The sequence below is a fragment of the Streptomyces sp. NPDC057697 genome (genome assembly GCF_042799335.1).
Lineage (GTDB): Bacteria > Actinomycetota > Actinomycetes > Streptomycetales > Streptomycetaceae > Streptomyces.
Window position 1 is genome coordinate 410,963 of sequence record NZ_JBHVJA010000004.1, and the last position, 10,746, is coordinate 421,708.

Genomic DNA, 10,746 nt, shown 5'->3' on the forward strand with positions numbered 1-10,746 from the left:
TCGATACACTGTATTGATTCGCTACGGCGGATCGCAACAGTACGATGCCCCCATGACTGTGTGGGACCGTCCGGAGCCGCCGATCCGCCCCGTGCCGCTCGACCGGCAGCGGATCGTGGCCGCCGCCGTCGCGCTGGCCGACGAGGGCGGGCTGGAGGCGGTGTCGGTGCGCAAGGTCGCCGCCCGGCTGAATGCCGGTCCGATGCGGCTGTACGGATACATCTCCACCAAGGAGGAGCTGTTCGACCTCATGGTGGACGAGGTCTACGCCGAGATCCTTCCCGAGGAGCAGCCCGGCGACTGGCGGGAGGCGCTGAGCGTCCTCGCCCACCGCACCAGGCGGGCGGCCCTCCGCCACCTGTGGCTGGCCGATCTGCTCGGCCGCCGCCCGGCCCTGGGCCCGAACGGCCTGGCCGTGACCGAGGCCACGCTGTCCTCCCTCGACGGCCTCACCGGCATCGACACCGTCATGCGGGCCGTGGAGACGGTCAGCGCCTACTACACCGGCGCGATCAGGCGCGAGATCACGAACCTGCGGGCCGAGCACGCCACGGGCCTGTCCAAGCACGACTGGCAGCGCGCCCACGGCCCGCATGTGACCAGAATGCTGGCCACGGGCCGCTTCCCGGCACTGGCCAAGGCCGTCCACGACGGCACGGACGTGGACGCCGAAACATCCTTCGCGACCGGCCTGGAATGGGTCCTCGACGCCGTGGCCGCCAAACTCCCCCCGCCGTCGGCGTGATGCCCTGACTCCTGCCGCATGTGAGCGGGGCCGGGGGCGGCGTTCGCGGTCCGTACGGGCTCGCCGCCGCCACTACGGCCCGGTCGGCGAAGCCTGGCGCCCACGTACCGGGCTTCATCGGCACCCCGGCCGGCCCGGAGCCGGGCTCCGCACGATCCCCGCACGTCGGCCCAGGCGGCCCGCACAACAGCCGCCGGTCCACGGGACGAGCCGCGCCGAGCCCATTTAATGCATCAAATCATCGGTCAACTGCACCGTCCGGCAAGAGAGTTGACGCACTAATGGCAGAGCCTTACGGTGCGCACACGCTGTTCCCATCGAGCCGACGCCGGAGCGTGCCCATGAAGCGCCGCACCTTTCTCGCCGGAACCACCGCCGTGTCCGTCCCCGCGGTGACCACCGCGACCGCCATGGCGGCGGGACCCGCGGCCGCCGCCTCCCGCTCCGCCGCGACGCTGCGCCTGGTCGTCGACGGCGTGTCGCACGACCTTCCGCCGACCTCCGTGTACGGGACGACGATCGAGGCGACCGGCACGGAGGGGCGGGCGCGGGTCACCATGACCGGTAAGTACAGCGAGTTCTCGGTGGCGTTCCCGAGCCCGTACGAACCGCACCTCGCCAGGGTGTCGGTGTGGCTCACCGGGGTCACGCCCAAGAAGGGGAATCTCTGGCTGAAGATCTTCGACCAGGACAACGAGGAGTGGGGCACGCTCGCCTCCCGGGTCGACCCGAGCGGCTTCGACGGTCGGACCCGCGTGACGTTCGAGCCCCAGCGGCTCTCCCGGATGACATGGAGCGGGGTGGGGGACGGCAGGCTCACCCACCCGCTGCGCCGGTTGGTGCTCGTCTTCTTCCCCGACGACAAGCAGGCGGCCGATCCGTTCGCGTTCGACCTGGAGTCCGTGGAGGTGGTGGGCGACGGAGGCCCGGTGTCCGCCTGGAGCCGGGCCGGCGCGCTGGAGCGGCCGGTTCGTGCCCGAACTCGCCTGGTGTCCGGCGGATCTGGCGGGGTAACGCTCCGACGCGGTACACGCCGACCTCCGGCTCACCGCCACACCGGCCGAACTTCCCGCGGGCGGTACCACCAGGGCGGCGCCGGCCCTCGCCGAGTGGGACGGCGCGCCGCTCGACCCGGACGGCGCGGACATCGCCTGGGAGCTCGACGGGCGGCCCGTCGCCCATCTGGTCACCGACGCCGACGGGAGCGTGTGGCTCGCGCCGGAGCACGGCGGTGGCACCGGCTGGGCGACGGTCCGGGCCGTCGTCACCCGTGACGGGGTGCCCGCGTACAGCGGCGTCGCGTCGGTCGAGATCACCGCCTGAGCCCGGCCGGACGCCCCCCGCCCGGCACTCCACGGCACGAGTGGACGCGTACTGGGGCGGGGGAGAGGGCACGGCCTCAGGGATTTGACGCGTCATGGAAACTTCAGGGGCTCGTCGCGGTGGTCCACGGAGCTCCGGTGAGAACGCGCCGGAGGATCCGAAGGAGGTCCGGGCCGGTCGCCGGGGAGGACGCGCGCCAGGCGATGTGGCCGTCCGGGCGGACCAGAACGGCTCCGCTCGGGGGCAGGCCGCACAACTGGTGGAAGGAACCCGGGTGTTCCTCGCTCAGCTGCCCGCCGCCGAGCCGACGCACGGTGACCGGGACACCTGCCGCCGCGGCGGCGTCCGCCTGCTGCTGCCAGGCCGGGTCCTGCGAGGCCGTGATCAGGGTGAAGCCGGGACCGACGAGGTCCAGGGTGGAGGAGATCCCGGACGGACCGGCCAGCCGCGCGTGCGGGGCGCGGACGCCCGGGGCGCCGCTCGGGTGGTATCCGGAGGGGTCCAGCGGTGGCCGGGCGGGTGCGGCGGGGTCGGGGACGACGGCGGTGGAGCGGTAGGCGGCGGTGAGCAGGAGTTCGTCGTCGATGCGGTATCCGGCGCGGGCGCGGGCGTTGTCCGTGGAGAGGTCGATGACCTGCCGGGCCACCGGGCGGCGTTCGGCCTCGTAGCTGTCCAGCAGCGCCTCGGTGGCGCGGCCGGTGGCGACGGCGGCGAGTTTCCAGGCCAGGTTGTCCACGTCGCCGATGCCGGTGTTCATGCCGTGCCCTCCGGTCGGCGGGATGACATGGGCCGCGTCTCCGGCCAGGAGGACGCGCCCGGCGCGGTAGCCGGAGGCCAGTTGGGCGTCCATGCGCCAGATCATGGTGTCGCGCACGGTCACGTCCAGGCCGGGGATGCCGGCCGCGGTCCGGACGAGGTCCTCGAGGTGCTTCCGGTCGCCCAGGTCCTCGTCCCCACGCGGGTCCTCGGGGTCGAAGGGGTACTGGTAGATCCAGTGGCGGTCGTTGTCCACCGCCATGAAACCGCCGCGTCCGGGCGGAGTGAGGAAGTACGATGCGCTGGCCCGGTCGGCCACCACGCCGCCGAGCGGCGCCTCGAAGCGGACGCTGAGGAAGTGGCCCAGGCCCGTGGGCCCGTCCATGCGGACGCCCGCACCGGCACGGACCGTACTGGCGGCGCCGTCGCACCCGACGAGCCACCCGGCGCGCACCGTGCGCCGCTCGCCGTCGGCGCGGTCCTCCAACTCGGTGCTCACCCCCTCCTCGTCCTGGGTGAAGGAGAGCAGGCGCGTGCCGAACCGGACCCGGTCGCCCGCCGATGCGCGGGCCCGCCCCGACAGGACCGGTTCCAGCGCGTCCTGGGAACAGATCATCCCGGGCGAAGGAGTGTTCCCGGCACCCTCCGACGCTTCGTGCGGCACGCCGTCGCGGACGAAGTCCGGGTCGACCAGGTCCCTGCCCCGGTAGAAGAAGACCTGGGAGGCCGGAAGGCCCGCGTCGCGGACGGCTTCCTCCAGCCCGCAGCGCCGGAAGACCTCCATCGAGCGCGCCGAGATCCCACGCGCCTTGGGATGACGCGACGTGCCCGGACGGGCTTCGGCCAGCAGATGGTCCACGCCGTACCGGGACAGCAGAATCGACAGGGTCAGACCCACCGGCCCGCCGCCCACGATGAGTACGGGAGTCGTCGTCGGAACATGCATGTGCTCTCCATCGGGGTGGTTCGCGGCCGGCACCGGAGCGGCTCGCCCAGGGGCGCGCCGAGAGCGGCCGGGGCGGGTGCGCTCCAGTAGTAACGCTCAATGACTGATTTGGACGTTACCATGGGGTGCGGAGCCGCACCCGCCCGACGAACCCACCAGGAGAAGGTGAAGCCCATGACCGAGGACCCGACCGGGGGCAACCCCCGCGGCCTGCTCTTCATCGCCGACCTGGCCAACACCGTCCAGGACGACCCCGAAGCGGGCGCGGAGGCGTTCCAGGCCCTCCTGGAGCGCCACGGCGGCCCGTCGTTCACGCTCACCGGGGCCGATGCCCGGGGGCTGCGCGAAGCCACCGCCCGCCTGACCCGCATCCTGGAGACGGACGACGAGGACCGGGCGGCCGAGGCGATCAACGCGCTCCTCGACGAGTACCCCGCCCGTCCCCGCCTGGTCCGCTTCCCCGGACGCCCCTGGTCCCTCCACACCGAGGCGCGCCGGGGCGCCGGGCCCACCGAGTGGCTGCTGTCCACCACGGCTCCGGCGCTGGGGCTCTGGCTCAGTGAGCGCGGCCGGTGCGCCTGGGGGCAGTGCGCCGCCCCCCGCTGCGACCGCTACTACATCGACACCGGCCGCCGTACGCCCCAGCGTTACTGCTCTCCTCGCTGCGCGACCCGGGTCAGGGTCGCCTCGCACCGGGCCCGGCGCGACGGCTGACGCCTGCCCGGTGCCCCGCGCGCCCGACCCGGCACACGGTCAGGTGCGGGTCCGAACGGTCTCGGTGAGCCCCGGCCCGTTCCCGGATCCGGACGCGGAGAGCGCGGTCAGCACCGCCAGGAGCGCCGCGCTCCCGGTGAGGGAGAGCGCCTGCCCCCAGTCGACGTCCAGCACACCGGTGGTGTTCAGACCGAGCGTCGCTATGAGGGTCTGGGCGGCGGTGCGCACGGTGCGTTCCGCCGTGGCCGCCCAGAAGGCCCCGGTGAAGATCGTCGCGGCCATCACTCCTCCCCGGCGTGACTGTCCGCGCCGTCGCCGACGGCCCGGTCGATCGCGGCCTGGACCGCGCTGACAACGGTCTCCGAGTCCGCGCCCGTGCCGACATGACCGGCGAGCGCGGTGATCGCGGCGGTCTGGGCGGCCATCCGCTTGTCCATGGACCGGATGCGGGCCTGCATGTCCTTGAGGATGGACTGCGGCTGCCACGTCGGATTCGTCTTGTGGTCCGCCGCGTCCGTCGGTCCGGCGATCGCGTCGGTCTTCCACACGGCGTCGAAGATGTCGCGCTTGGTGATTCCCGCCATGGGGTCCTCCTCGTTGTCGGAGCCGGGGTTCCAGCTCGCGGGGTGCTTGAGCCGCTCGGCGACGTCGGCGCGGAGCTTGGTCATGGTGAAACCACGGGGGTCCACCTTGTCGTCCGACCACTCCAGGTGGCCGATCACGGACTTCGCCGACCACTTGTGCGCCCGGCACAACGCGGCCTGGACGCGGACGATCGCGTTGTACTGGGCGGCCGGCCAGGGGTCCTTGCCATTGCCGAGGTTCTCGCACTCCCATCCGTAGAACCGCGCGTTGCCGTCGACCCCGTCGTTGTTGCCGCGGGTGGGGGGAGTGGGCCGAGTGCCGTACGACTCGGCTATGACCTGCTGCAGCACCTTGGGGTCACCGCCGCCCGCGTGATTCGCCCGGCCCCAGCCGACCATGTGCACCCGGCCGTCCTTCGCGATCATTCCGTGGCACAGCGGTCCGGGCAGGTCGGGGTAGCCGTCGCGGACCATCTGGACGGTCGCCGCGGTGCCCTTGGTCACGGTGTGGTGCACGATGCTGCCGTTGACCGGGCCCCAGGGGCCTTTCGAGTTTCGGTTGTGGGTACGCCAGTTGCCGACCTCGACCACGCGTACGCCCTCGGCACGCAGTGCCTTGAGTACGGCGGAGGCGGAGAGAGGAGTCGCCATTCGTTTCCCTTTCAGCCCGAGGTGTACGAGACGTCGCGGAACGGGCCGATGAGTCCGTCGTTCGTTCCGCCGTCGACCGAGTCGACCGTCTCCACCTGGTGGAACGCACCGTGCCATGCGGAATCCGCCGCTGTCACCGTGTACTTCGTATTGTTCGCCACCGAGTGCGCGGAGATGAGTCGGGCCGTGGTGACGTTCGGTTCATAGAAGTTCCATACCCCCGTGGGGGCCGCCGGACTCGACCTCGTGGCCAGCAGTGTGTACGACGCATGTGTTCGGCTCATGTGTGCGAACAGCGCCCCTGACCGGCCGACAGCAGTCGGTTCCGCGCGGGGAGTCGAGTTCTCGGGGATTCGTCGAGCGCCCGGCACGCCGGGCGAGCAGTCGCCCCGCTCCGGCTCAGCCCGATCTGCCGGGGAGGGTGGTCACGGCCGCGTTCACACAGACGATCATGGCGATCGCGGTCCAGGCGAGCGCATCGAGCCGCTGCCCGAGGACGGCCGCTCCGGCCGGCGCCGCGAAGACCGGGTTCACGCTCATGAAGACGCCGAAGAGATGCGCCGGAACGCGCCGCAGCCCCACCAGGTCGACGCGGCGCCGGGAACCGGCCAGGGCCACGGCCAGTGGCCCGAGGAACTCCAGCGTGATGGCCAGCCCGAGCCCGATCCGTTCGATCGCCTCGTACAGGGACAGGTTCATCGCCGCGAACACCAGCGCGAGGCCCGGTACCGGACGCCACTGCGCCGCGGTGAAGCTCCGCACCCGCGGCCGGCCGACGGCCACGAGCACCACGGCGGCCACCCACTGGCGGACCGCCACCATTCCGAGCGGCCCCAGCACCGGGAACGCCAGTGCCGCGACGGAGGCCCCGTCTGGTTGGACAGCCCGCTGCCCAGCATCAGTGCCACCCCGGCACCGCGCCCCGTACGCCGGGCAGGTGCGGCCCCGTCGACCGGAGTGTGTCGGGGGCCCGCGGCGAGGGAGGAGTGGCGTCTCGTTCCTCCACGACGCGGCTGCCCCTCACATACGCAAAATGCATTCAGGCGCCCATCTATACGCTGGACGCATGGATGAGACATGAGACAGGGCGGCCGCGCTGGAGCTGAGGCATCTGCGGTGCCTGGTCGCCATCATCGACGCCGGCGGCTTCACCGACGCGGCCCATGAACTCGGCATCTCCCAGGCCGCCGTCTCCCGCACCCTCGCCGGTCTCGAAGGGCTTCTCGGGGTGCGACTGCTGCACCGCACCAGCCGCAGCGTCGCACCCACCAGCGCCGGGGTGCAGGTCCTGGCACGCGCCCGCGTCCTGCTCGCAGGCGCCGACGAACTCGTCCACGAGGCCGCAACCGGCCACGCCCGCCTGCACATCGGCCACGCCTGGTCCGTCTTCGGCCGGTACACCACCGAGTTCCAGCGCCGCTGGCACGAACAGCACCCCGAGACCGACCTGCGTCTCATCCGCCACAACACCCCCACGGGCGGCCTCGCCGAAGGGCTGTGGGACCTCGCCGTCATCCGTGCCCCGATCGATCTGAAGCCGTGGTCCCACGCGCGGATCGGATACGAGGCCCGCTACGTCGCCCTGGCGTCCGACGACCCCTGGGCCCGCCGTCGCGGCATCCGTCTCGACGAGATCCCCGGTCGCACCCTGGCCATCGACCGGCGTACCGGCACGGCCGCCCTGGACCTGTGGCCCGAGGAGGACCGCCCCGCCGTCGAGTACACCCACGACATCGACGACTGGCTCGCTGCCATCGCCACCGGCCGCTGCGTCGGAGTGACCCCGCAGGCCACCGCCGCGCAGTACCGCCGCGACGGCATCACCTACCGCCCCCTCCGCGGCGCCGATCCGGTCCCCGTCCATCTCATCTGGCGGGCCCGGACCACCCACCCGGCCACCCACACCGCGATCGCCCTGGCCGCCGGGCTCTACCGCGAGGGCAAGGGCGCCCCGCACTCCCGCGGATGACCGGCCGCGAGGGCCAGGGGCAGGGGAACCGGCGCACCCGAACTCCTCGCCGAACCGAGAGCGTACGTTCGTACGCTCCGGGATGTACGATCGTACGCATGACGATCGACCACTTCGCCGACGACCCGCGCACCAACCTGGAGCGGATGCTCGCGGGAGACCTCTACATCGCGGACGATCCGGAGATCGCCCGGCGCCAGCAGCGGGCGATGGGACTGGCCGCCCGCTACCAGGCCGCCTACATCGAGGACGCCGACAGCGCCCGGCCGTTGCTCGCCGAACTGCTCGGCTCCGTGGGGGAGGGCGTCGATGTGCGGCCGCCGCTCGCCGTCGACTACGGCAGCAACATCACCATCGGGGCCCACACCTTCATCAACTTCAACCTGACGGCGCTGGACGTCGCCCGGATCGTCATCGGAGAGCACTGCCAGATCGGCCCGAACGTCCAGTTGCTCACGCCCACCCACCCCGTGGAGCCGCAGCCCCGGCGGGACAAGCTGGAGGCGGCACTCCCCATCACCATCGGTGACAACGTCTGGCTCGGCGGCGGCGTCATCGTGTGTCCCGGGGTGACGATCGGTGAGAACTCGGTGATCGGCGCGGGCGCGGTGGTCGTCAAGGACATCCCCGCCGACGTCGTCGCCGTCGGCAACCCCGCCCGCCCCGTCCGCGCGCTCTGACGGCGCCCGCCATGGCCACCGGACGTACCGACCCGCAGCGGCGCGAGCGGATCCTCGCCGCCACGCTCGACCTCATCGCGGACGAGGGCGTCGCGGGCGTCTCGCACCGCAAGATCGCCGTCCGTGCCGATGTGCCGCTCGGCTCGATGACCTATCACTTCACCGGCATCGACGAACTGCTGCGCGAGGCCTTCGCACAGTTCGCCGACCACATCGTCGCCGTCTTCGACCGCTGCCTGGGCCGGGCCGGAAGCGTCGAAGAGGCCCGCGAGGCCGTCACCGACGTCATCCACACGCTCTCCGAGGGCCCCCGCCGCGACCTGATCCTCACTCAGGAGCTCTACACGCTCGCCGCCCGCCGCCCGGAGTACCGGCACCTGTGCCGGACGTGGATGCGACACAGCCGCGGCATCCTCGAAAGGCACTTCGACGCCGACACCGCGCGCCAGGTGGACGCGCTGATCGAGGGGCTGACCCTCCACCGGGCCCTGGACGACGCACCACCCGACCGCGGGACGACGCGCCTGGCCGTCGACCGCATCACCACCGCGGTATCTCCCTCGCGGTGACCCCCGCGCCGCTGATAGTCATGGACGATGCCGACCGAGACCCTTGACCCGATGGAACGTCTTCTTGCCGAGCGGGCCTGCGAGCGCCTGATCGTGGAGTTCGTGCGCCGCCTCGACCTGGGAGATCCGAGCGGTGTCGCGGAGCTCTTCACACCTGACGGGGTGTGGGAGTGGCCCCAGGGCGACCGGAGGGTGGAGGGGCGGGACGCGCTCCGCGCGTACTTCGGCTCACGGCCCGAGGACCGGCTGTCACGCCGCATGTCCACGAACATCATGGTCACCGTGGAGTCCGCGTCGAAGGCCACCGCCACCTCCTACTTCGCCACCTACCGGGTCGACGGCCATACCGGCGGCATGGTGCCCCCGGTGCTCCCGGCGAACGTGGGCCACTACGAGGACGGCTTCCGCAAGGTGGACGGCACCTGGCTGCTGGCCCACCGGGTGACGTTCCTGCCGTTCGGCGGGGAGACGGTGCGACTCGGCCGCCCCGGCCGTTCGTGAGGACCTGGCAGGAGACGGCGCCGGGACGCCGCCGCACTGCGGGAGCACGGCCACCGGGTCCGGAGCCATACCGGTCGGGACGGGACGGAGCCGACCGGATTCGAACCGGCGTCCTCCCACATGCGGTGAAGGCGCGACAACCACTGCGCTACGAGCTCCGCCCCGCTCAGGATGGTACGGGCCGTCCCGGCTTCACCGCTCGTGAATGATCGAGGGGGCCACGGAACGCTTCCCGGTGCGTCCGGAGGAAAACGATTTTGAGACACTTCCTCCATGCCGATTGCTGAAGTGTCGCCCGGAGTGTCCATCGCGTACGAAACCTTCGGCGACCCGTCCGATCCCGCCGTTCTGCTCGTGATGGGCTTCGGCGCGCAGATGATCGCCTGGCACGAGGACTTCTGCCGCGCGCTCGCGGAACGTGGCCGCCATGTGATCCGGTACGACAACCGGGACTGCGGGCTGTCCACCAAGTTCGACGACCACCCCGTCGACATGGGCCGGTTCATCGCGACGGTGAGCTCGGGCGACATCGAGTCCGCCCTCGCGATGGTGCCCTACACCCTGCGGGACATGGCCGACGACGGCCTCGGCCTGCTCACCGCGCTCGGGATCGAACGGGCCCATGTGGTCGGGTCCTCGATGGGCGGCATGCTCGCCCAGACGATGGCCATCACCCGGCCGGAGCGTCTGCTGACGCTGACGTCGATGATGTCCTCGACCGGCGAGCCCGAATACGGGCGGTCCAGCCCCGAGGCCCAGGCGGTGCTCTTCGCCCCGAAGCCGTCGGACCGCGAGGGGTACGTCGCCGCGGCGGAGCGGGACCTGATGTGGTCCTCCAAGCGCTACGGCGACCCGGCACTCCTCCGTGAGCTGGCCGCCATGAGTTACGACCGTGCCTACTACCCGTCCGGAGCCGGGCGACAGCTCGGAGCGATGATCCTCAGCGGTTCACGCGCCGAGGCGCTGCGCGAACTGCGCGTACCCACCTTGGTGATGCACGGCCTGGACGACATCCTGATCGATCCGAGCGGTGGGGAGCGCACCGCCGAGCTGGTGCCCGGGGCGAAGCTCCTGCTGCTTCCCGACATGGGGCACGACCGGCCGCGCGAACTCTGGGACCGGATCATCGACGCCCTGGTCGCGCACACCGGCTGAGCGTTGCGCCCATCCGTCGTGGCCGGGGCCCGGGCGCCCCCGGGCCCCGGTCGGGGTCTTTCGCCCGGTGGGGGCGGGGACGGGGGAGGGGGGCACCCGGCCCCGGGCGTGACCGGGGCGAAAGACCCCCGGGGCTGTCCCGTGATTCCCGGT

General features: G+C 72.0%; 12 protein-coding genes, 1 tRNA gene and 1 pseudogene. 8 read left to right on the forward strand and 6 right to left on the reverse strand.

Annotated features, from left to right (window positions below; all coding sequences use genetic code 11):
* Positions 1 to 52: 52 nt before the first annotated feature.
* Both ACFVFH_RS14980 and ACFVFH_RS14985 read left to right on the forward strand, forming a co-directional pair.
* Entirely contained in the window at positions 53 to 745 is a 693-nt protein-coding gene (locus tag ACFVFH_RS14980) for a TetR/AcrR family transcriptional regulator (protein ID WP_383767706.1), read from the forward strand.
* 341 nt (positions 746 to 1,086) lie between these two features.
* A complete protein-coding gene (locus ACFVFH_RS14985) occupies positions 1,087 to 2,019 on the forward strand; it encodes a hypothetical protein (RefSeq protein ID WP_383767709.1) in 933 nt (310 codons plus the stop codon).
* Between the two features lie 152 nt (positions 2,020 to 2,171).
* On the opposite strand, the gene ACFVFH_RS14990 is transcribed toward ACFVFH_RS14985, so the two are convergent.
* Positions 2,172 to 3,770, reverse strand: a complete 1,599-nt coding sequence (locus ACFVFH_RS14990; protein ID WP_383767711.1) for an FAD-dependent monooxygenase — start codon at positions 3,768 to 3,770, stop codon at positions 2,172 to 2,174.
* 174 nt (positions 3,771 to 3,944) lie between these two features.
* On the opposite strand from ACFVFH_RS14990, the gene ACFVFH_RS14995 reads away from it, so the two are divergent.
* Positions 3,945 to 4,484, forward strand: a complete 540-nt coding sequence (locus tag ACFVFH_RS14995) for a CGNR zinc finger domain-containing protein (RefSeq protein ID WP_383767714.1) — start codon at positions 3,945 to 3,947, stop codon at positions 4,482 to 4,484.
* A 39-nt stretch (positions 4,485 to 4,523) separates the two neighbouring features.
* Here ACFVFH_RS14995 and ACFVFH_RS15000 read toward each other — a convergent pair whose 3' ends face one another.
* From ACFVFH_RS15000 to ACFVFH_RS15015, 4 genes and pseudogenes are all read right to left on the reverse strand, one after another.
* Positions 4,524 to 4,766 carry a holin gene (locus ACFVFH_RS15000; protein WP_383767717.1) on the reverse strand — a complete coding sequence of 81 codons (243 nt, stop codon included), beginning with the start codon at positions 4,764 to 4,766 and terminating at the stop codon, positions 4,524 to 4,526.
* Positions 4,766 to 5,719, reverse strand: a complete 954-nt coding sequence (locus ACFVFH_RS15005; protein WP_383767719.1) for an N-acetylmuramoyl-L-alanine amidase — start codon at positions 5,717 to 5,719, stop codon at positions 4,766 to 4,768. Before ACFVFH_RS15005 ends, ACFVFH_RS15000 begins: the two co-directional genes overlap by 1 nt.
* 11 nt (positions 5,720 to 5,730) lie before the next feature.
* Positions 5,731 to 6,003 carry a hypothetical protein gene (locus ACFVFH_RS15010; protein ID WP_383767722.1) on the reverse strand — a complete coding sequence of 91 codons (273 nt, stop codon included), beginning with the start codon at positions 6,001 to 6,003 and terminating at the stop codon, positions 5,731 to 5,733.
* A gap of 115 nt (positions 6,004 to 6,118) precedes the next feature.
* Positions 6,119 to 6,627: pseudogene (locus ACFVFH_RS15015) on the reverse strand (DMT family transporter).
* 188 nt (positions 6,628 to 6,815) lie between these two features.
* On the opposite strand from ACFVFH_RS15015, the gene ACFVFH_RS15020 reads away from it, so the two are divergent.
* The 4 genes from ACFVFH_RS15020 to ACFVFH_RS15035 all read left to right on the forward strand — a co-directional run bounded on the left by ACFVFH_RS15020 (position 6,816) and on the right by ACFVFH_RS15035 (position 9,438).
* Entirely contained in the window at positions 6,816 to 7,688 is an 873-nt protein-coding gene (locus tag ACFVFH_RS15020) for a LysR family transcriptional regulator (protein ID WP_383768034.1), read from the forward strand.
* Positions 7,689 to 7,786: 98 nt separating this feature from the next.
* Entirely contained in the window at positions 7,787 to 8,368 is a 582-nt protein-coding gene (locus ACFVFH_RS15025; protein WP_383767725.1) for a sugar O-acetyltransferase, read from the forward strand.
* Positions 8,369 to 8,379: 11 nt separating this feature from the next.
* A complete protein-coding gene (locus ACFVFH_RS15030) occupies positions 8,380 to 8,937 on the forward strand; it encodes a TetR/AcrR family transcriptional regulator (RefSeq protein ID WP_383767727.1) in 558 nt (185 codons plus the stop codon).
* Between the two features lie 27 nt (positions 8,938 to 8,964).
* Entirely contained in the window at positions 8,965 to 9,438 is a 474-nt protein-coding gene (locus ACFVFH_RS15035) for a nuclear transport factor 2 family protein (protein WP_383767730.1), read from the forward strand.
* Positions 9,439 to 9,523: 85 nt separating this feature from the next.
* On the opposite strand, the gene ACFVFH_RS15040 is transcribed toward ACFVFH_RS15035, so the two are convergent.
* A tRNA-Ala gene (locus ACFVFH_RS15040) sits at positions 9,524 to 9,597 on the reverse strand.
* Between the two features lie 114 nt (positions 9,598 to 9,711).
* Here ACFVFH_RS15040 and ACFVFH_RS15045 point away from each other — a divergent pair.
* Positions 9,712 to 10,593, forward strand: coding sequence for an alpha/beta fold hydrolase (locus tag ACFVFH_RS15045; RefSeq protein WP_383767733.1), 882 nt, complete (start codon positions 9,712 to 9,714; stop codon positions 10,591 to 10,593).
* Positions 10,594 to 10,746 lie beyond the last annotated feature (153 nt).

What these genes read in the sequence shown, in the direction of transcription:
- ACFVFH_RS14980 (WP_383767706.1), top strand. Translation starts at nt 53, where the DNA reads ATGACTGTGTGGGACCGTCCGGAGCCGCCGATCCGCCCCGTGCCGCTC.
- ACFVFH_RS14985 (WP_383767709.1), top strand. Translation starts at nt 1,087, where the DNA reads ATGAAGCGCCGCACCTTTCTCGCCGGAACCACCGCCGTGTCCGTCCCC.
- ACFVFH_RS14990 (WP_383767711.1), bottom strand. Translation starts at nt 3,770, where the DNA reads ATGCATGTTCCGACGACGACTCCCGTACTCATCGTGGGCGGCGGGCCG.
- ACFVFH_RS14995 (WP_383767714.1), top strand. Translation starts at nt 3,945, where the DNA reads ATGACCGAGGACCCGACCGGGGGCAACCCCCGCGGCCTGCTCTTCATC.
- ACFVFH_RS15000 (WP_383767717.1), bottom strand. Translation starts at nt 4,766, where the DNA reads ATGGCCGCGACGATCTTCACCGGGGCCTTCTGGGCGGCCACGGCGGAA.
- ACFVFH_RS15005 (WP_383767719.1), bottom strand. Translation starts at nt 5,719, where the DNA reads ATGGCGACTCCTCTCTCCGCCTCCGCCGTACTCAAGGCACTGCGTGCC.
- ACFVFH_RS15010 (WP_383767722.1), bottom strand. Translation starts at nt 6,003, where the DNA reads ATGAGCCGAACACATGCGTCGTACACACTGCTGGCCACGAGGTCGAGT.
- ACFVFH_RS15025 (WP_383767725.1), top strand. Translation starts at nt 7,787, where the DNA reads ATGACGATCGACCACTTCGCCGACGACCCGCGCACCAACCTGGAGCGG.
- ACFVFH_RS15030 (WP_383767727.1), top strand. Translation starts at nt 8,380, where the DNA reads ATGGCCACCGGACGTACCGACCCGCAGCGGCGCGAGCGGATCCTCGCC.
- ACFVFH_RS15035 (WP_383767730.1), top strand. Translation starts at nt 8,965, where the DNA reads ATGCCGACCGAGACCCTTGACCCGATGGAACGTCTTCTTGCCGAGCGG.
- ACFVFH_RS15045 (WP_383767733.1), top strand. Translation starts at nt 9,712, where the DNA reads ATGCCGATTGCTGAAGTGTCGCCCGGAGTGTCCATCGCGTACGAAACC.